Raw genomic sequence first — 20,559 nt, 5'->3', positions numbered from 1 at the left:
AAATGGCAGTCCAGACGCTGAACTTCAGCTTTGGACTGCCATTTTTATTTACTATTATTGAAAATCCGTAAATTCAAAACTATGCTTACCGAACATAGATTTTTTATACGATTATTTTCATAAAAAAAGCACCCGAATCAAGATTCGAGTGCTTCTGAGCTACGTCCTCTAATTATTTTATCAAAATGGATAAAGCACTTTTTGACGCCAAACGGAAAGATAATTCATCCGCTCCCGGCAAGTTCAAAGCCAGATTCTCAGCCTTTTCACTATCGTTGAACAGAACAACTGCAATAGAGTTATCTGTATTCTTAAAAGCTACGGAACGAATCACTTCTTGATCGGTTGAAGCGTCAATACGCACAGCCTTCGGACGAATAATTTTACTGAAATGGGCAAGCGCATAATAGTCGAGCGTATACGTAAGCTCCTTGGTCTCTTGGTTAACTGTCACAACACCACGACAAGTACTTTTGCCAAAACCCGGTACGGTTGGGCCGTTCTTTTCATCTAAGGCCATATTCCATAACACAAAGGATTTACTATGATTTCTAAGAATATCAATCCCTGTTCTCATTACATTGGAGAAGGCTTGTTCAAACGGAGGAATCCATTCTCCACCAGAACCTTCTGTAAAATGCACTTCTTTATCAGCAAAAGCTTTCAGAACCTCTGATTGCGCTGACGCATTGCCACCATACCAGTGCCAAGCTACACCATCTACTTCATCTTTTGCATAATCGAGCACGGTTAACGGATAATCTGGACGATCCCAGTTGTGGTCGTAGCAGAGAATTTTTGTAGCGATGTTATGCTTAACAAAGCTCGGCTTCAGGTAGTTTTTAATGAAATCTTTTTGCGCCTCAGGCAACATTAACATACTAGGGTAGTGTTTGGGTTCAAATAAAGGCTCGTTCTGTGGTGTTACAGCATAAGTTGGCAATCCGTGCCCTTCAAAAGCTTGAATATATCGAACAAAATAATCGGCATAAGCCTGATAATATTCATGTTTAAGTTCTCCAGCAATCATCGATCCGCTAGTCTTCATCCAACCTGGTGCACTCCATGGAGAAGCCATCAGTTTGATCTCAGGGTTAATTTCCAGAGCTTGTTGCAACAAAGGGATAATGTCTGCTTCATCATGTGCGATAGAGAAGTGGGTTAATTCCGTATCCGTTTCCTGTGCAGGTCTATCATCATAGCTATAAATATCTCTAGCATAATCCGATGCCCCCATTGGATTTCTTAATACGGACAAACCAATTCCATCTTGTGCGTCAAAAAGCTTGCTCATGACTTCCTTTTTCTGTTCGTTGTTCAGGACTTGATTAATCAAATAAGCGGATGAATCCGTAAAGGATGCTCCAAAGCCATCCATTTCCTGAAAGGTTTGATTCTCGTCAATAGTTACAGTAGTGGTCGCCTCTGCGTCAGCAATTGGAGTTAATTGTTGCAGACTTTGCTCTACAAACAATGTATTCTCCCCGGTGGATTGATAAATTTTAAGCTCTGGCATGTTGTTTCCCTCCATCTTTCTATGAAGAGGCCCCAGTGAAGGGGCCACATTCTATTTTCTAACTTATTTAAGGCCTAATTTTTCTTTGTTGTTTTTCATTTTTTCAGAACGAACTTCTACAATCTTATCCCAGTTGTTATCATTTAAAAATGTTTTGTAAGCAGCTAAGGTGCTGTCGAATGTAGCATCGTCTTTAGCGCGGATCATACTTACAAGCGTAGTGTTCCAAGTAGTATCAATTGCAGTAAGACTGCGAGCTTCAGGCGTTCCTTGAGCCGGGTTAATGTTTTCAAGAATAAAGTGTGGTTTTAGCTTTCCTTTGCCCCACTCTTGCATTTGTTTAATGGAATCTGCGAATGCGTCATTACTCAGCGCTTTATCACGGTCATGTCCAAAGAACATAAATTCGCCCATCCGGTAATCTTTTTTGAATTTATCGGCATTATTTAATTGCAGGTCTTTGATTTCAGGCAAGAATTCAATTTTACCGCTGTCGTTAACTTTATAGGTTTCTCCTTCAATACCGTAGTTCATGAGCTTTTGTCCTTCGTCGCTGAGCAAATAAGTGTAAATTTGAATCGCTTTTGCAGGATCCTTAGCCTTTTTAGTAACATAGCTAATCATCCAACCTGTAATTCCGGATTGATTCAACGTTGGTTCATGTCCAACAGTACTTTGTGGGCCATCAATAGCGATATATTCCTTGCCTGGATTTTCTGTCATGAAGATTTGCAGGTTACCACTTTGTTGAGGGGTTCCATCCAAAAGTATTGTTGCATATTTACCGGATTTCACTTTTTCTTCAAAGGCAGTACCGTCATCAGCAAAGCTGTCATCACTGATATCACCATTTCTGTAGACTTCATTTAACGTTTTCAACCAAGTCAAGTAATCCTCATCTAGGTTACGGTTGTAGAATTCGCCATTTTCAGTTTCCATCGGCACTCCGATGAAATCCTCCAATACATCTCCCAAAGAACCAGTGCCTGAACCAATGGAGTTAAAACCAAAAGGAATCATGTCCGGGAATTGTTTTTTGATTTGTTGCATAACGCTCTTGAATTCCTCAGGAGTTCCAAAGCTTGGTTTTCCAATGGCTTCGTAAACATCCTTGCGGATGACAAAGGCTGTTTTAGCAGGGATGTTACCGCTATCATAATCGTTTTGCGTATTGGAATAGTTAGGGTATCCATAGGTCTTGCCATCTGCTAACTGGAACCAGTTCATCGTATCTTTTTCTGCAACTTTATTGAAATACGGATCATATTTATCTGCCAGATCATTTAAAGGCAATGCCCAGGTAGCAGCTTTTTGTACGACTGGAGAGTTGGAATCAAAAATAGTCAACAGATCTGGCATTTCACCGCCGGCAAAAATCGTATTCAGCTTAGTGTCATCGCCTGTAATGAATTTAATGTTGATGTTTAAATCCTCTTTAATTTTCTTGGTGACAAGGTCTTTTCCGAAATCAGTATTCCACCAGTCTGCATTCACGTACCAAGTCAGATCTGTTGTCTCTTTTTTTGTATCCAGCTTCCATGCCGGTGTTTCCGGATCTATAGTATAACGGCCTTCAATGGAGCTTAACTCTTTACTGGAGCTGTCAGAATTACCTTTCGATCCACAACCTGTAAATACTAATACAACAGCCATAAGTGCCGTACAAAGTTTGAGTCCTTTTTTCCCAAATGCTTTGTTCATCTTTTGTTTCCCCCTAAAATGTTTTGTAAGCATTCACTACTTGGAGATTTACTTACTATTCCTTCACCGCCCCCATCATCATGCCTGAGATAAAGTACCTCTGTAATATTGGATACATCACAACAATCGGCAAAGTTGTAATGACAATTGTTGCTAGTTGAACCCCTTTAGTCGTAGTTTCGATAATCGCAGATCCACCAACATTTTGCATGGATTGTGTTTGCGACTGAACAATGATTTCATAGAGCTTCATCTGCAGCGGGTAGAGCGATTGATCGGTAATATATAACTTGGTAGTCATAAAGTCGTTCCACTGCCCAACCCCGTTAAATAACGCAATGGTGGCCATAGCCGGCATGGAAAGAGGGATAAAGATTTTTAGGAAAATGCGCCAGTCACCTGCACCATCAATTTTGGCTGACTCTTCAAGTGAATCCGGTACATTTCTGAAGAAGTTCATTAGAATAACTACATCATAATAACTGAACAAGGCCGGGATAATATAAACCCAGAAGCTGTTTAAGAGGCCTAATGATTTAATCAATAAATACGTAGGGATCATTCCACCAGAGAAAAACATAGTGATTACACCCATGGCAACATACAGCTTACGTCCACGTATGTATTTCTTACTCAAGCCATAACCGATCATGGCACAAAAGAATACGTGGGTAATGACACCAATGAATGTTTTGGCAAGCGATACTACGAATGCTAAACCAATGGTCTCATCTTGAAATACAGCACGATAATTTTCCAAGGAGAACTCTGGAGACCAAAATATGAATCCGCCTTCCGCAAGCGCCTTGCCCGAACTTAAAGAGGAAATGACTACATTCCATAAAGGAACGACAATAATGATTGTACAAATACAGAGCAGGATAATATTTAAGGTATTAAAGATTCGACTATCGAGATCTTCTTTAGCCACCGTACGATTCACAGAAATGCCTCCTTCTACAGAACTGATTGATTATCATTTAATTTACTGGATACTTTGTTGGCGCTAATCAGTAGGATGACTGAAACGATGGAGACACCTAAACCAACAGCAGTAGCATAAGAGAAGTCACCTTGCGTCATACCCATACGATACACATAAGAATTAATGACCTCCGCCTTAACGCGGTTCTGAGAATTCATCAATACCAGGGTTTGATCCAGATTTGATCCTAATAAACCGCTTACAGTCAGAATCAGATTTAAACTGATAATCGGTTTCATGTTAGGAAGTGTGATATTCCAAATTTGTCTCATACGGCTTGCGCCATCTATTTTGGCAGCCTCATAATAAGTAGGATCAATTTTCGACATAATGGCTAAGTAGAGAATCGTTCCCCAACCAGCCTCTTTCCAAATATCGGATAACGTTGCAATCCACCAGTATTTATTCGCATCAAGCAAAATATTTACCGGTTTCGAAATCAGTCCCAAACTGAGCATAATCTCATTAAACATACCGGATGAGGAAAACCAGGCAATCAGCATCCCGCCGAGAACGATCCAGGACAAAAAGTGTGGTAAATAAGAGATGGTTTGCACTATCTTTTTAAAACGTCCACCACTTAATTCGTAAATCATAACGGATAAAATAATAGGAATAACAAACCCTATGGCTAATTTCAGAAAGCTGATCCCTAATGTATTAACTACAGCGTCCCAAAAATATTTATCAGATAAAATAATTCTGAAATTATCGAGCCCTACCCAAGGTGCAGAATCGAGCGTATCAATTACGGTGTAGCTTTTAAAAGCAATCGTCAATCCGTAAATCGGAATAAAACAAAAGATAATCATAAAAATAATTCCCGGGATGACCATGGATTGAATTTCCCATTGTCTCTTGTAATCAATTACAAATTCTTTGACCCTCTGCCCCATAGGCTTTTTCCCGCTCATTGGATTCTTTCCGTTTGTTGGCACTACGGCTAATTTATCCACTTTTTCTTCTCCCCTCCAAATCATGATCCCCAAACAATAAAAACGTTTTTATTTTTTCGAAAAAAAAACCCTCCCAAAACAACAAAATTTTAAAAAATGATCGGGTGAAACCTTGAACCCATTACATATATGTGTTCTTACCGACCAATCTTTACTTGACTAGAACCTCTTACAACTAATTCACCCGCCAATTTCATCATCTCGCCCTGTTCCTTCTTCTGAATCATACGAACGAGGTGATTAATAGCCAAAATACCTTGTCTAGCAATTTGATTTCTTACAGTAGTTAAAGGCGGTGAGAAATATTGCGCAATATCAATATCATCAAACCCCATAACACTAACATCTAGCGGAACTTCGTATCCATGCGATTTCAAAGCTTGAATACATCCAATTGCACTCAAGTCGTTCCCTGCTAAGAAGGCATCAGGTATTTTATCAGGACTATAGTGAAGAAAATATTTTATAGCGTTGTAAGTGCTTTCTTCTTCAAAATATCCTTGTATAATATACTCTTCATGCGTGGGTAGCTGATACTGACGCAAAGCAGCTAAGTATCCTTCTCTCCGCTGAACACTGTCGTACATCTCATCCACACCAGATATGTAAGCAATCTTTTTATGCCCTAGACTGATTAAATATTTGGTCGCTTCAAACCCCGCTTCAAAGGAATCAAATATCACGCTTCCCATCGTGTCGTTCTTAAGCGGCCGATCCAGAAATACAGCCTTGATCTTGTCTTTCACCATTGCAGCAATTTCTTCTTCGTCTATTCTCAGCTCTTCGTAGATAATGACACCATCCACTCGCCGGCCTAGAATATTGCTCATAATCACTTGTTTATCCTTGGTAACAAATACATTCAGCCCGTAACCTAGCCGATCACATTCACGCGACATGGACTCAACCAGCTTATAGAAGTATGGACCCGACACACTTGTTGTGAAAAAACCCAGCATTTTGGTTTTCCCATTCCTAAGGAGCTTACCGTTCAGGTTAGGAACATAATTTAATCGCTTCGCAACCTTAAGAACATGTGATTTCGTCTCCGGGTTCAATACATCTACGTCATTTAGCGCGTTGGAAACCGTAGAAATGGAGACTCCAGCCTCTCTGGCAACATCTTTGATCGTTACCTTTTCCATAATGATTCAATCTTCCTTTACGAATAAAAACGTTTTTATAGATTTAAATTAACATAAAAACGTTTTCATTACAATATATTTTTTATTTTTATTTTATCAGAGGTAATAATTGGTACACAAGCTTAAATTTTCTACAGAATCTTATAAAACACCTCTTCTGCAAACTCGAAATCATTCATAATACACTCTAAACATAATGTCTTGCTCGTAATTCCCAAACCCACGGCCATATATGGTTAGTCCGCCTCTTCTCCGTCCGCTATTCTCTGCCGTTAAACGAAAGGTCCACTGATCCTGCTCTACTCGTACATCCTCCAAGGTAATATCTGAGATTTGCTGGCCATCCACAAAGGTTCCACCTGTATTAATCCGCAGAACCTTCAGCAAACCATATTGGTTAACATCTGAACGCCACCAAATGGGATTTAATCGTCCTCTAGTGAGGCCAAAGTCGCCCGGACTGGTCCATTTTCCTAAATCCTGTCCATTCATCATAAAGCCAATATCCGACGGCCACTTCTCATTTACATGTGGAGCTTCGGAACCTATTTCCAGCGAAATCTCAATCTCCTGCACCACTTGATCTTGAAATAGATAATTTGGAATCTTGTACTCGATAGAACCTTTCGCAAACCATACAATGCCGGCATTCACCCGTTCCGGGTCCAGAAAATAACGTGGATCATCATAATAGCCGATCAGCTTCTCAGTAGTAGCAATCCCGCAGGTAGGTAAAGCCTGAATATCGGTATATTGCCCTACAGGGATAGACACCTCAACCACCTTTCTGGCAACTCCACGGGAGCCCGATAATTTAATCTGCAGGTAATTCGCAGACAAAGAACAATATTTATAGGTCCCTCCATTTACTCGTCTCATTTTAGAACTGATCAGGCCTGCTTTTTGCAGCTTTGCTACATGAGTACTGACAATTGCACTACTAAGGTAGAGCTCCGCTGCCAGCTCTTTGATGTGCATCTCTCTGCGGTCCAGAAGTTCAATAATTCGCAGCCTAACTTCACTTGCCAGCGCTTCATACACCTGCAAGGATTCAGAATCTGTGGTTAAGTACATTTCAACGTCTCCAATGCTTATTGAATTAGTATTTTAACGAATCCTAAATTAATTCATTGCTTATTATAAGCTAAAATCAGTATCATGTAATCATAAAACAATTACTTAATTAGTGAAATCATTAATTCAACTAGAGGGAGCTGTACACTCATGCCGATTAAATCGACAATGATTATTGACAAAGATTTCAGACTAGCTGAAGTAGACCCGCGGATCTACGGCTCATTTATCGAACATTTAGGAAGAGCGGTTTACGGTGGGATTTATGACCCGGGTCACCCTACTGCGGATCAGAATGGTTTTCGGAACGATGCCATCGAAGCTATTCGTGCCCTAAACGTTCCTATCATCCGTTATCCTGGAGGAAACTTTGTATCCGGTTACAATTGGGAAGATGGGGTTGGACCCAAGCATGAACGCAAGCAATCTCTTGAACTAGCTTGGTGGACCACAGAAACCAATCAAGTGGGTACCAACGAATTTGCAGATTGGGCTAAGCTCGTAGGCAGCGAAGTCATGATGGCAGTTAACCTTGGAACACGCGGTATAGATGCAGCTAGAAATCTAGTAGAGTACTGCAATCATCCTTCCGGCTCCTACTACAGTGACCTGCGGATCTCTCATGGGTATAAAGAGCCTCACGCTTTTAAGACCTGGTGCCTCGGAAATGAAATGGATGGTCCGTGGCAGATTGGAGCTAAAACCGCAGTCGAATATGGCCGGTTAGCGAACGAAACTGCAAAAGCTATGCGCTGGGTCGATCCAACGCTTGAGCTTGTGGCTTGTGGCAGCTCCGGCAGCGGCATGGACACTTTTGCCGAGTGGGAAGCTACCGTGCTTGATCTTTCTTATGATAATGTAGATTATTTATCACTGCATACGTACTACAATAACAACAATGACGATACGCCTAATTTCCTAGCCCGCTCCATGGATTTGGATCATTTCATCAGCAGTGTGGCTGCCACCTGTGATTATGTTCAAGCGAAGAAAAAGAGCAAAAAGAAAATTAATCTGTCGCTCGATGAATGGAATGTATGGAAATCACAAGGCAGCAGCCGTGCCGAACAACATTGGCAGATCGCACCGCCAGAATTCGAAGATGTGTACACACTTGAAGATGCACTTGTTGTGGGCTGCTGTCTTATTTCATTGTTGAAGCATGCTGATCGTGTGAAAATGGCCTGCTTAGCGCAGCTGATCAATGTTATCGCCCCAATTATGACTGAAAATGGCGGACCGCTTTGGCTGCAGACTACTTATTATCCGTACCTGCACGCTTCCCTTTATGGTCGTGGAACCGTACTTCACCCGCTGATTTCCAGCCCTAAATACGATTCCAAAGATTTCACTGATGTGCCTTACTTGGAAGCCATTAGTGTATACAACGAAGAGCTGAATGAAGTAACCGTCTTCGCTGTAAACCGCCATTTATCCGAAGGACTAGAGCTCGACGTGGATCTGCGCAGCTTCAGTTCCGTAAACATTATTGAACATATTGTACTGGAACATGAAGATATAAAAGCTGTAAATACCAAATCCAATCCTCATAACGTGATGCCTAGCCAAGGCAAAGCCGTTGTTGAGAGTGGACATGTAAAAGCCCTTCTCGCAAAAGCTTCCTGGAATGTGATTCGTCTGCGGGTGAACGGCTAAGCTAACTTGTAATAGTCATAGAAATGCCCCCATGAATCTTTAATAAGCCATCGATTCATGGGGGCGTCTTCGTTATTTTATTCTGAAAATTGTCACGGATTGCTTCGGAAACTCATAAGTAAAGCTGCTTCCTTCTGTCTTAAAGATGGTTTGTTTCGGAGAGACCTGCTGCTTATTCTCAAAGTTATTTTCGTCCTCAAGCGGGTATCCCGACATTTCATAGACTTCGATGGTCAGTGCTTCTTTTGCCAAAGATTCCAGTGCAACCTCAGCAGAAACACTATTCTCTTGTACGTTTACTGTCTTGAGGATAATATCCCCCGTTAAGTCTTCCACACTTGCCGTGTAATACAGCGGTTCGATCACCGGAAGTTTATCTTCTGTCTCATTCACCAGTTCTCCGTTAATAAAAGTACGGATCTGTCTGCCCACTACTTCTAGCTTAAGATCGTATTCTACATCTGTTTCAACCGTAAACATAGCATGCGTCAGAACAGAATTTCTTCCGTTGATAATTGAGGCCACAATCGAATCCTGATTCTGCCAGCCACCCAGCTCCCAGTACAAATGATTCTGATCATCCGCTTTACCAAAATAGAAGATAAACCCTTTATTTCCTGCAGTTCGTGTAGCCTTAAAATGCAAAGTATAGTTTTCCCACTCTGTCTCACCAAGCTCTAGTGTCCGATTAGCCGTTCTGTTCTGAGCAGGGTCAGGCAGATTTGAAACTTCCTCTGATAAGTCAGAATACGTCTTCACTTCTCCCGTAAGATTGTTGACTAAGGTGATCTCGGAGAAACGAGCAGCGGAGGCATCCACACCAAAACTAACGGCTCCAGTGATCGCTTCCTTTCTGCTTTCCTTCGGTGCCGTGAAGCCATCTGCTTCCATCTTCAGCAAATGATCTCCCTGATGGTTCATGAATAGCTTTTGCACATAATAGTTTGCCGTTCCGTACACTTCATGATTATTGAACCAGATCATATCCGGCTTCCAGTTAATATAATCCACATTACAGAGCATTGGAGCATAACAAGCTAAGCCAACGGCATGGGCATTATTTTGCAGACCTGTCATAAATGCTGCTTCCACCAATGCATTGTAATAGGTATTGCCCCATGAGGCATATTCACCGAGGAATACCTTTGGCTCATCGGCTTTGAAATCATCATAACGATGATGATTAGCCAGGAACCATTCAGGTGTACAGTAATAATGCTCGTCTACGAGGTCAGACTTGTTCTCTTTTGCCGACGTCCAGCCCCGTTCATATTCCTGACCGGCAGAGAACGGGCCACTAGAATTAATGACCTTGATTTCCGGATATTTTGCTTTGATGGCTTGATGAAAGTAAGGATATCTCTCGAAAAAGGGTGCACCTACCTCTTCATTCCCAATGCCGACATACTCCAGCCCAAAAGGCTCAGGGTGACCCAGTTCTGCACGAATGCCTCCCCACTTCGTGGAAGAATCCCCCTTGGCGAATTCAATTAAATCCAAAGCATCCTCAATCCAAGGCGTTAATTCATCCAGCGGTACCATCCGTTTATGATGCGGGTCGTAGCCGCCCGGAAGTACGGGGATCGGCTTAGCTCCAATATCCTCACAGAACTGAAAATATTCATAATAACCTAACCCAAGCGTTTGATTATATGACCAGTTATTGCGTCTTGCCGGTCTCTGCGCAACATCCCCAATCGTATTCTTCCATCTGTACATGGAGTCTCTGTCATCTGGATCCAAGGAACCGTCATGCACCAGACATCCTCCTGGGAACCGCATAAATTTAGGTTTTAAATCAGCGAGCAGCAGCGAAATATCTTCACGCATGCCTCCGGGTCTATTCTTAAAGGTCTTCTCAGGAAACAGGGAAACCATATCCAGATATACCTTCCCGTTACCTTTGGTAACGATTACGAGACGACTGCTTGTGTCCGTGCTATTAGCTGTAATAACGGCTTCATATCGGGTCCATTCAGAGCTGCTTACGGCGATCTCCACTTCACCAAGAATGGTGCCGTCTGTGCTTTCGATGTTTACGGTAAGCGGCACATCAAAGCTTGTCTCCCGGCGGGCATACACCGAGAAGTTATAATTCTCGCCTTCTTTTACCGGAATACCACTGTTAAAGCCTAGATTCATCAGGCCAACGCCGTCACCTTCAGCCACAATATCGATGGCAACATAATGTTGGTTACGATCATTTAAGGGCTTGCTGTCTTCTACAGAGATATTTACCTTTCCATCTCCACGTTCTACAGGCTCCCAAGCCATCAGCGCATGATAATCTGCCCGGTCAATCGGGTCGAATTCAAAAGATCGGTTCTGAACTAGCTCAGCGTAAAGCCCACCATCGGCCGCATGATTCAAATCCTCGAAGAAAATACCGAATAGATCGCCTAACTCCGCCCCCCGCTGCTGCGTATGTATCGTCAATTTTCCTTCTGTCTTCATTCTTTTGTCTTCCTCCTTGTGAATTCCAATTTGATTTATATTTATATTACTTAGTTCATATCAATATAAATCATTATAATAACTCCTCTCTACATTCGTCAATTCGAAAACGAAAAACTGACACCGAATACCCCTCGATGTCAGTTCACACTAGGAAGACCCCTAGTAAAGGTTATAAAGAATACGTAAATTGATAGCTGCCCGAACCTAATTGAAGTCTCACTCCGTTATCGACTAAGCTGATGCTGTGCACGCCTCTGGACTGCTCCACAGGAACTTCATTTTCTAATAACCCTAGTTGATTGGCTCCAGGCAGAACGACAATACCGTTGGTATTGGCAGGAATCGTAACGTGAATCATCATTCCATTATCCTCTGATCGCCGCCACGCTGACTCTACTTTTCCGTACATGGTTTCAAAACTAGCTTCTGCGTAATCCAGACCGGGGCCTGGCTGTGGCTTGATATGAACGATTTTGAAACCAGGCTCCAACTCATCTGTTCCGATTCCTGCAACGTAACGATACAACCATTCACCTATTGCGCCATAGGCATAATGATTGAAGGAATTCATATCTGCACTCCAGAAGCTGCCGTCATCCTTGATCCCATCCCAATGCTCCCAAATCGTAGTCGCACCTTTCGTCACCTGATACAGCCAGGATGGATAATCCTTTTGAAAAAGAAGCTTATACGCGAGTTCATTATTTCCAATCTCGCTGAGCACAGGATTCAGATATGGTGTGCCCACGAATCCAGTAGTCAGATGATCCTTAGCTTCAGCAATCAGCTCAGTGAGCTTCTGAATTGCACGTTCTTTGGCGACCCCTTCTATAAGATCGAAACGTAGGGCTAATATCTGTGCAGTCTGGGTAGAGACGGACAACCTTCCCGCAGGTGTTATGAACTCATCACTGAATGCTTTTATAATATTGGCGTGCAGCTCCCTATAATAGTCCACGTCCTCCGATTTATCTAAGGCTATTGCCGCTTTCAAAGTCAGAGAAACAGAATAGGCATAAAAAGCGGTGGCGACATAATCCCGATCTGTAGCTCCCACATAGCTGTCTGGCTTGGAATCAAGCGCTAGCCAATCGCCGAAATGAAAGCCAGTATTCCACAGATAAGGGTTACTTCCCTGTGCATAGATATATGAAATCCATTGCTTCATGCTCTCGTATTGCTCTGCAAGCAGCCTTTTGTCGCCGTACATTTCATAGATTGTCCATGGACAGATCGTAGCTGCATCCCCCCAGGCTGCAGAAGAATGGTTAGTATCTCCGTCGCCAGGAGGCGCTGCTCTCAGCTCTGGAATAAAAAACGGAATGCCGCCCTCAGGGGTTTGGTCTGCCTTCAAATCCCGTAACCATTTCGTAAAGAAAGGTGCCGTATTCATCAAATAAGAGGCTGTTCGGACAAACATCTGAGCATCCCCCGTCCAGCCGAGCCGCTCATCACGCTGTGGACAATCAGTGGGCACATCGAGGAAATTCCCTTTTTGCCCCCACAGGATATTGTGATGCAGTTGATTCACAAGTGGATCTGAGCACTGAAAATCACCCGTACGTTCCATATTAGAGTGCATCACTATTCCTGTGAAATCCTCTAATTGAAGATCTGCTGAGAACCCACTAAGCTTCACATACCGAAAGCCTTGGAAGGTGAAGTGTGGTTCATACGTCTCTTGCTCCCCACCTTTCAGAGTATAGCGGATGCACTGTTTCGCTTTACGCATATTCTCCGTGTAGAAATTTCCGTCCCGGTCTAATATTTCAGCATGCTGAAGTTCTACCGCCTGACCAGATTGACCTTTTACATTAAATTTTAACCACCCTACCATGTTCTGGCCCATGTCCAGCAATCTATCTCCCTGCGGGGTAGTCAGCAGTGCAATCGGCTTCAAGGTTTCAACTTGTGTCACTGGCACATTTTCCTGGGCAACGATGATCGCTTTGGAATAATTAATAATCTCCACTGGATGCCAACCTTCTGATGAAGGATCGGTGATATCCAGCTCCAGCTGAGCATCATAGGTTTCACCATTATAAATTTCAGACATCATAATTGCGCTTTTTGCAGCCTGCCAATTCTGATCTGAGCTAATAAGCTCATTTGAACCGTCTGCGTACCGGATATGAAGCTCCAGCAGAAGTGAAGTCTTTGATCCATAAATCTCCTTTTGATTATCCCAGCCCAAATACCCTCTGTACCAGCCATTGCCCAACAGTGCGCCTAACGCATTCGCACCTTCATGCAGAAGCTTTGTGACATCATAAGTTTGATATTGCAGCCGCTTACTGTAACTGGTCCAGCCTGGAGTAAAATAATGATCTCCCACCCGACTTCCGTTCAGCTGCAGTTCATACAAGCCCAAAGCAGTAGCATAAATCCTTGCACTTTCCACTGGACCTTTTACATCCACGAATCTACGAAGCTGTGGGCAAATCTCAGAATCTTGTGAAAAAGAGGCTGTAGGAGCGCTGATCCACTCCGCCTGCCAATTCCCTGCATCTAATAGTCCGGTTTCAAAAAATGCAACCTCAGACCAACCCGAGTCCATTGCATTCTGATTCCATGCCCGAACCCGATAATAATAACGCGTGCGAGCTTCCAGCAGCAGACCTTCAAGCTCAACATGGATCGATTGAGAAGACTTTACTTCCTCTGTATCCCATAGCTTGCCTTGAAAAAGCATATTCTCCGCCACTTGAATTTGATAAGCAGACTGCATGCAGTCCCTGTCATCTGAAACTAACTGCCAACTGATTCTGGGTCTGATCACATCAATTCCTAGCGGATTTTCTTTGTACTCACAACGAAGCTTAGTGATTGCGAACATATAGATAAAACCTCCTTCTATAGCGACAAATTAGTCTTTGCCCTATAATTATAGCTGGGTTACCGCTTTCATCACCCGGTAAAAAGGACATCATATCCCTGCAATCATGCCATGAATCTGGAAGGGGCAATTCAATATGCAACGAACCACCGAGTTGTTCAAAAATGAAATCTTTTTTCAAAACGATCTGCATCTGCTCGTTAACCGCTATTCAGAGAACTTCCATGCCCCTTTTCATGCTCATGAATTTATTGAGTATTGCTATGTAGCTGAAGGAAGAGGTTTTCATCACCTTGAAAATGAGATCTTTCCCGTTAGAAAAGGAATGCTGTTCGTGATTCCTGTAGGTGCCCCCCATGTGTTCCGTCCAGCATCTTCTGATACTTTAGGGAATCGCCTGATCGTCTATAACTGCCTTTTTGATATGCAAATGGTGGAGCAATTAAATATCGTCCTTCAAGAGCCATCTATCCGGGAGCACCTAGCCACTCTTGGGAGTAGCAGCTCATCTTACTTTTCCGTCTCAGATCGAGATGGCTCTATTGAGCGCTTAATGCTGAATTTATATCATGAAATGTCGGTATCCGGTATGGGCTCCAAAACAATGCTTTACACCCTCTTAAGTCAATTAATCATAGCAGTGTACAGGCAAAAATACGGAGAAGATGACAAATCTACGATGGATATGGCAGACTTCACGCAAGTCATTCAATACCTAGAGCATAATCTGTCGGAAAAGATTACACTTGCCGAATTAGCCCGTATTTCACAGTGGAGCAGCAGGCATCTTCAGCGCATGTTCCACAAGCATACTGGCCAGTCCTTTGGGACCTACTTGAAGAATCTGCGAATGCATAAAAGCTGTGAATTGCTGCGTACTTCTGGACATAAAATTAATATGATTGCCGAGCTAGTGGGTTACCGTGATATCGACTCCTTTAACGCTGTATTCAAAAAAATAGTCGGCCAGACACCCATCGCGTACCGCAAGCTCTACAGATCATAAAAAAGCCGATGTCGTATGAACATCCATACAACATCGGCCCTATTAATTTATTGATTAGTGATCTGTTTAAGTAAAAACTCAACAAAATCAGTTGATTTAGTCTTACTGTCATCTTGTCCTAACGTTCCGACGATCATCTGATTTGAATGGATAGGGAGTTCTGTAGCAAAATCCGTATCTGTGATATCTATGCCAGTAATCAGCTCTTGACCACTCTCCGGGTTAGTCATACGTTTCAAACGGTTATCATCAAGAGGAAGTCCTGCGGATTTAATAAACGACTCCAGATTTTGCAGTCCCGACTGCTGGCCAATCCATTCAAAAGTAGCATCATCCATAATCAGGATATCCGGATGATCGGCTGCCAGCATTGCCATAGCCCGCTGCATATAGCTCATATCCAAGGCTCCACCGTCCGTCCCACCTGTTGAGGGTAGATAAACGATTTCTGCCTCCACTCTCTTCCAAGCCGGGTAACGTTTGATAATTTCTTGTTTTAGCTCTTCATTCTTACCTGACGAGTCCTGAGATTCATAGTTGCCTAGGAACATGATTCGAACATCTACCGGTGGGAGCGTAGCTTCATATTTTCTTTCCTGCCATTGATCATAGAGCGCTTTCCCTCCAAAGATAACTACCAGCAGCACGATAATAGAAATGATAGTGTGCGTTTTGTAGAGTCGAAAGAAATTCTCCGATTTACGTGCTACGCCGGACATGGCTCCCCACTTCTCCAGCCGCTTGTCCTCTGCTTCCTGAATCTCCTTCTGATCCAAGCCATCTAGGATGGTTTTGTAAGCGCGGAATTCCTCTTCATAAGCTGCAACCTCATCTTCAGTCGAATTCGATCGACGGCGTTTCAAATGCATATCTAACCTTTTGTTCAATTCCTCCCGGGTAACGTCTTCAGGCAAGTTCAAACGCTCATAGGCTTGCTTTAGCTTCTCATTCAAAATGATGTCTCCTTCCTGATGCTTTTCGTCATTTCAGATCGTTAATTTGGTTCTATGTATTGAATTCTTGTGGCAGTAAAAGTATGGGCTAGGCCGCAAAAAAAACATCGCAGGAACTCAAGTAAACTATATCATGTTGTGCTAGACGGTAACAAGTAAGCGTTTATCTAATCCAAACCATGCAGCTGCTTAAATTGCTCAGGACTCATCCCTGTTAATCTTTTAAACACCAAACAAAAGTAACTAGCATTATCAAAACCCACTAGCTGGGCAATTTCATACATTTTTTTATCGCGTCCATTAAACATAAGCTGTTTACTCAAATTGATACGTTGCTTATTGATATAGGTTACAGGTCGATCATGAATTGTTTTTTGAAAAAGCCTGCATAAATACTGTGGCGATACAGAAATAATCTCCGCCAGCTCCTTTAAAGGAAGCGTCCTATGCAGATTGCTCTCAATATAACGCAGCACCGGCTTAATTCGCTCCAATTCATGTGCCTCATTCAGAGGCGATACTAGCTTTCTTTTTAAATCCAGAAGCAATGCATAAAGATGTTTAGATCGTGCCAAATTAGTCTCCAGCTCATTGCTATCTGGCAGCATAAGGATTTGCTTTAGAGGATTGAGCCATTGATCTTCTTTTAATCTAGCAGGACCAGACTCGCGGATGCCCGCATAGAGCAGCATTTGACCAACCTCTCTGCCATTGAACGAGACCCATGATACCTTCCATTCCTTCCCACTGATAGGGGCATACGAATGAGGAATATCCGGGAACAAAAAGAACACATCCCCTGGACCCACGAGATATCGGTTCTCATGAATGATAAGCTCACCCTTGCCTTCGTGAATCTGATGTATTTGATAGTCTGGAAAGCCTGCAGGACGTATAGTTTCTGGCTGATGCTCCCAAAATCCAAGGGTTGTAGCATAAAGCGGCAGCATGATTACATCTTCTGTTTGGCAAAAAATAATTTTGCTCTCCATAAAAAGTCCTCGTTTCATATTTTGTTATCTGGGACTAAAATTCTTTTATTTATCCTAACATTACTTCAACTTATAATATGAATATAATAACATTACAATGATTATAAAGGAGATCAACTCATGCGAGCAAAGTTTGTCTACCAGCCACCTGCTAACGGTTATCCGGAATGGAATAACAACCCAGAGACTTTTGAATTGAATCGATTGGATGCACATGCCTCCATGATCCCTTACCGTAGCTTATCCCAAGCGCTAACTAACGATAAAGAAACCTCACCTTTCTACCAAACCCTCAATGGGCTTTGGAAATTCGCTTTTTCCGAAACACCGGATCAACGAATTGTGGATTTCTATAAAACCGATTTTGATTGCAGTACTTGGGATACAATTCCTGTACCGTCCCACTGGCAGTTCCAAGGTTACGACTACCCACAATATACAAATCTCCGGTATCCTTGGGCGGAATCCGAGCCAGAGCTTAAAGCCCCCTTTGCCCCAACAAAATATAATCCAGTAGGCTCTTACCTACGAACCTTTACTGTACCTGAGTCTTGGAACGGTCAACCGGTGTACCTAAGCTTTCAGGGTGTTGAATCCGCTTTCTACGTCTGGGTAAACGGTGAACTTGTCGGGTACTGTGAAGATACATTTACTCCATCAGAATTCGATATCACCCCATATTTAGTGGCAGGGGACAACAAACTAGCTGTCGAGGTTTATCGTTGGTGTGATGCCAGCTGGCTAGAGGATCAGGATTTCTGGCGCCTGAGCGGTATTTTTCGGGAAGTCTATCTTTATTCGGCTCCTTCCGTTCATATTGCTGATTATTTCGTCCACACAGATCTGGATGAAAACTTCGTACATGCGGATTTAAATGTAGATATCAAGGTGGAAAATTACTTTAACGAGCAAAGCCCATATACACTGCAAATGCAGCTTTACAATAAAGAGGGCCAGCCTGTTTGGGAGACTCCTATCTCCGCTACGGGTTCCTTTGAGCAAGAAGGCGTTCAACAACTCAAGCTTGCTGCCCCGGTTGAGCAGCCTTTTAAATGGAGTGCTGAAACCCCTTATCTTTATACCTTAGTTCTGTCTATAAATGACGGCAACGGGCATACACAAGAAACGGTCAGTTGTAAGGTTGGATTCCGCAAGTTCGAGATTAAAGACGGACTTATGAAGATCAATGGCAAAAGAATCGTACTCAAAGGTGTCAATCGCCACGAATTCTCTTGCGACACAGGTCGTGCTTTAGCCAAAGAAGATATGCTGCGCGACATCCAATTAATGAAAACACATAATATTAATGCTGTTCGAACCTCCCATTACCCGAATCAGTCTGTCTGGTACGAGTTATGTGATGAATACGGATTATATGTGATTGACGAAACTAATCTGGAAACGCACGGCACCTGGGCATACAGCCAAGAAGGGTTGAATGACGGGAATGTCCCTGGAAGCAAACCGGAATGGCGGGCCAATGTCATTGACCGCTGCAACTCCATGATGCAAAGGGATAAAAACCACCCTTCAGTCATCATTTGGTCTCTCGGCAATGAATCTTTCGGAGGCGACAATTTTATCGCTATGCACGACTACCTGAGAGAAATCGATCCTTCGCGGCCGGTTCATTATGAGGGAATCTTCCACTGTAGAGAATCGGAAGCAGCAAGTGACATAGAATCTACTATGTACATTAAACCGCAGGATGTTGAAAAATATGCGCTTAATAATCCGAAAAAGCCTTATATCCTCTGCGAATACAGTCATGCCATGGGCAATTCATGCGGTGGGCTGCACTTATACTGTGACTTGTTCGACAAATATGATATTGTTCAAGGTGCATTCATTTGGGATTGGGTAGATCAAGCCATTCGGACCCACACCTCCGAGGGAATTGAATATCTCGCTTATGGCGGGGACTTTGGTGAATCGCCTCATGATGGCAACTTTAGTGGCAACGGATTGCTTTTTGCTGATCGTACGGTTACTCCTAAGCTCTTTGAGGTCAAAAAATGTTATCAAAATATTAAAGTAACGGCTGAAAATATCCTAGAAGGACTCTTCCAGATTCGCAATTCCTTCTTATTTACCAACTTAAAGGAATACGATCTCAAATGGGAAGTTCGTTTAGACGGAGTAACTGCACAAGAAGGCTTGCTGAAGATCTCATGTGCACCAGGTGAGAACATTTCATGCAAAGCTCCTTACGAGCTGGATTCACTGCGTGGCAATCATGAAGCAGTTCTGAATCTTTCCTTTATTCAGCCTTCAGCAACTATATGGGCAGAAGCTAATCACGAAATCGCTTGGGAACAGTTCATTCTGTCACCCCGTTTTGTAACCAATACCTCAAAGACAATCGCAGAACCACTGCGTGTCAGCGAGCTTGAGAATGTTTTGAATGTACAAGGTGATAATTTCGAACTGAGCTTTAGTACCACTACGGGTGCTCTGAACTCTTATCGTTCCTCAGGCAAAGAACGTCTGCTTGAACCTGTAAGAGCTAACTTCTGGAGAGCAGTCACTGATAATGATTGTGGTAATAAATTGCCACAGCGGTGTGCAGTATGGAAGCAGGCATCACATAAACAACACTTAATCAGCTTTACATTTAGAACCGAAGGCTCTCTCTGTTTCGTCTCTGCCAGCTACCTTCTGGCTACAAGTCCGGATTCCACGCTTCGGGTCCAGTACGTGATTCGTGCTGACGGGACTTTAGAGATCACGCAAGAATTGAGTCCGGGCAGCAGCGTTCTGCCAGAAATCCCTGAGTTCGGAATGATGTTCGTTCTAGATGGAAGTCTTGATACCCTGTCATGGTACGGCCGCGGACCTCATGAGAATTATTGGGATAGACAAACCGGAGCCCCACTTGGACGTTACACTGGTAAGGTCAGTGATCAATTCACACCTTATCTCAAACCTCAAGAGTGCGGCAATAAGACTGATGTCAGATTCGCTTCAATTACAGAGAGCAACGATGGATCAGGGTTCTATTTTGAAAGTGCAACGCCTATCGAAGTTAATGCCCTGCCTTGGAAGCCTGAAGAACTGGAAGCCCATGACCACGTCTATAAATTGCCAGTTTCGAACAAAAGCGTACTAAGAGTTAACTACAAGCAAATGGGTGTTGGCGGGGACGACAGCTGGGGCGCACCAACCCACGAAGAGTTCACTCTGCCGGCTAATCGCCCGTACATCTTCCGTTTCACTGTCTCACTGCTCTAATCTCTTCCACTTATAAAAAAGGCCGTCTCTGGTTGGTTTCTACCACACAGG

Annotated in this window: 13 protein-coding genes; 3 read left to right on the top strand and 10 right to left on the bottom strand. The window is 43.0% G+C overall.

What is annotated here, in order from left to right:
• Nucleotides 1–172: 172 nt before the first annotated feature.
• The 6 genes from NST25_RS11130 to NST25_RS11105 form a co-directional block, all read right to left on the bottom strand.
• Complete coding sequence (locus tag NST25_RS11130; protein ID WP_340393996.1) at nucleotides 173–1,516, bottom strand: glycoside hydrolase family 30 beta sandwich domain-containing protein; 1,344 nt, start codon at nucleotides 1,514–1,516, stop codon at nucleotides 173–175.
• Between the two features lie 63 nt (nucleotides 1,517–1,579).
• A complete protein-coding gene (locus NST25_RS11125; protein WP_038569996.1) occupies nucleotides 1,580–3,217 on the bottom strand; it encodes a sugar ABC transporter substrate-binding protein in 1,638 nt (545 codons plus the stop codon).
• Between the two features lie 55 nt (nucleotides 3,218–3,272).
• On the bottom strand, nucleotides 3,273–4,160 hold the full coding sequence (locus NST25_RS11120; RefSeq protein WP_036689738.1) for a carbohydrate ABC transporter permease: 888 nt from the start codon (nucleotides 4,158–4,160) through the stop codon (nucleotides 3,273–3,275).
• 14 nt (nucleotides 4,161–4,174) lie between these two features.
• Nucleotides 4,175–5,116, bottom strand: a complete 942-nt coding sequence (locus NST25_RS11115) for an ABC transporter permease subunit (RefSeq protein WP_036689816.1) — start codon at nucleotides 5,114–5,116, stop codon at nucleotides 4,175–4,177.
• A 179-nt stretch (nucleotides 5,117–5,295) separates the two neighbouring features.
• Entirely contained in the window at nucleotides 5,296–6,303 is a 1,008-nt protein-coding gene (locus NST25_RS11110; protein ID WP_340393994.1) for a LacI family DNA-binding transcriptional regulator, read from the bottom strand.
• Nucleotides 6,304–6,474: 171 nt separating this feature from the next.
• Nucleotides 6,475–7,377, bottom strand: a complete 903-nt coding sequence (locus NST25_RS11105; RefSeq protein ID WP_076130581.1) for an ArsR family transcriptional regulator — start codon at nucleotides 7,375–7,377, stop codon at nucleotides 6,475–6,477.
• 150 nt (nucleotides 7,378–7,527) lie between these two features.
• On the opposite strand from NST25_RS11105, the gene NST25_RS11100 reads away from it, so the two are divergent.
• On the top strand, nucleotides 7,528–9,033 hold the full coding sequence (locus NST25_RS11100) for an alpha-N-arabinofuranosidase (protein WP_076187265.1): 1,506 nt from the start codon (nucleotides 7,528–7,530) through the stop codon (nucleotides 9,031–9,033).
• A 72-nt stretch (nucleotides 9,034–9,105) separates the two neighbouring features.
• Here the strand turns inward: NST25_RS11100 and NST25_RS11095 are convergent, their stop codons facing one another.
• Both NST25_RS11095 and NST25_RS11090 read right to left on the bottom strand, forming a co-directional pair.
• On the bottom strand, nucleotides 9,106–11,487 hold the full coding sequence (locus tag NST25_RS11095; RefSeq protein WP_340393991.1) for an alpha-L-arabinofuranosidase C-terminal domain-containing protein: 2,382 nt from the start codon (nucleotides 11,485–11,487) through the stop codon (nucleotides 9,106–9,108).
• 172 nt (nucleotides 11,488–11,659) lie between these two features.
• Entirely contained in the window at nucleotides 11,660–14,326 is a 2,667-nt protein-coding gene (locus NST25_RS11090; RefSeq protein WP_340393990.1) for a family 78 glycoside hydrolase catalytic domain, read from the bottom strand.
• A gap of 136 nt (nucleotides 14,327–14,462) precedes the next feature.
• Between NST25_RS11090 and NST25_RS11085 the strand changes: the two genes are divergently transcribed.
• On the top strand, nucleotides 14,463–15,332 hold the full coding sequence (locus tag NST25_RS11085) for an AraC family transcriptional regulator (protein WP_076130584.1): 870 nt from the start codon (nucleotides 14,463–14,465) through the stop codon (nucleotides 15,330–15,332).
• 47 nt (nucleotides 15,333–15,379) lie between these two features.
• On the opposite strand, the gene NST25_RS11080 is transcribed toward NST25_RS11085, so the two are convergent.
• Nucleotides 15,380–16,285, bottom strand: a complete 906-nt coding sequence (locus NST25_RS11080) for a hypothetical protein (RefSeq protein WP_076130585.1) — start codon at nucleotides 16,283–16,285, stop codon at nucleotides 15,380–15,382.
• Nucleotides 16,286–16,452: 167 nt separating this feature from the next.
• Nucleotides 16,453–17,277, bottom strand: coding sequence for an AraC family transcriptional regulator (locus NST25_RS11075; protein WP_076143215.1), 825 nt, complete (start codon nucleotides 17,275–17,277; stop codon nucleotides 16,453–16,455).
• A gap of 120 nt (nucleotides 17,278–17,397) precedes the next feature.
• Between NST25_RS11075 and NST25_RS11070 the strand changes: the two genes are divergently transcribed.
• A complete protein-coding gene (locus NST25_RS11070) occupies nucleotides 17,398–20,508 on the top strand; it encodes a glycoside hydrolase family 2 TIM barrel-domain containing protein (protein WP_340393989.1) in 3,111 nt (1,036 codons plus the stop codon).
• Nucleotides 20,509–20,559 lie beyond the last annotated feature (51 nt).

The organism is Paenibacillus sp. FSL E2-0190 (assembly GCF_037992965.1).
Lineage (GTDB): Bacteria > Bacillota > Bacilli > Paenibacillales > Paenibacillaceae > Paenibacillus_AQ > Paenibacillus_AQ odorifer.
This window is presented reverse-complemented; position numbering and strand designations above follow the sequence as displayed.

What these genes read in the sequence shown, in the direction of transcription:
- NST25_RS11130 (WP_340393996.1), bottom strand. Translation starts at nt 1,516, where the DNA reads ATGCCAGAGCTTAAAATTTATCAATCCACCGGGGAGAATACATTGTTT.
- NST25_RS11105 (WP_076130581.1), bottom strand. Translation starts at nt 7,377, where the DNA reads ATGTACTTAACCACAGATTCTGAATCCTTGCAGGTGTATGAAGCGCTG.
- NST25_RS11070 (WP_340393989.1), top strand. Translation starts at nt 17,398, where the DNA reads ATGCGAGCAAAGTTTGTCTACCAGCCACCTGCTAACGGTTATCCGGAA.
- NST25_RS11085 (WP_076130584.1), top strand. Translation starts at nt 14,463, where the DNA reads ATGCAACGAACCACCGAGTTGTTCAAAAATGAAATCTTTTTTCAAAAC.
- NST25_RS11100 (WP_076187265.1), top strand. Translation starts at nt 7,528, where the DNA reads ATGCCGATTAAATCGACAATGATTATTGACAAAGATTTCAGACTAGCT.
- NST25_RS11095 (WP_340393991.1), bottom strand. Translation starts at nt 11,487, where the DNA reads ATGAAGACAGAAGGAAAATTGACGATACATACGCAGCAGCGGGGGGCG.
- NST25_RS11115 (WP_036689816.1), bottom strand. Translation starts at nt 5,116, where the DNA reads ATGAGCGGGAAAAAGCCTATGGGGCAGAGGGTCAAAGAATTTGTAATT.
- NST25_RS11125 (WP_038569996.1), bottom strand. Translation starts at nt 3,217, where the DNA reads ATGAACAAAGCATTTGGGAAAAAAGGACTCAAACTTTGTACGGCACTT.
- NST25_RS11110 (WP_340393994.1), bottom strand. Translation starts at nt 6,303, where the DNA reads ATGGAAAAGGTAACGATCAAAGATGTTGCCAGAGAGGCTGGAGTCTCC.
- NST25_RS11075 (WP_076143215.1), bottom strand. Translation starts at nt 17,277, where the DNA reads ATGGAGAGCAAAATTATTTTTTGCCAAACAGAAGATGTAATCATGCTG.
- NST25_RS11090 (WP_340393990.1), bottom strand. Translation starts at nt 14,326, where the DNA reads ATGTTCGCAATCACTAAGCTTCGTTGTGAGTACAAAGAAAATCCGCTA.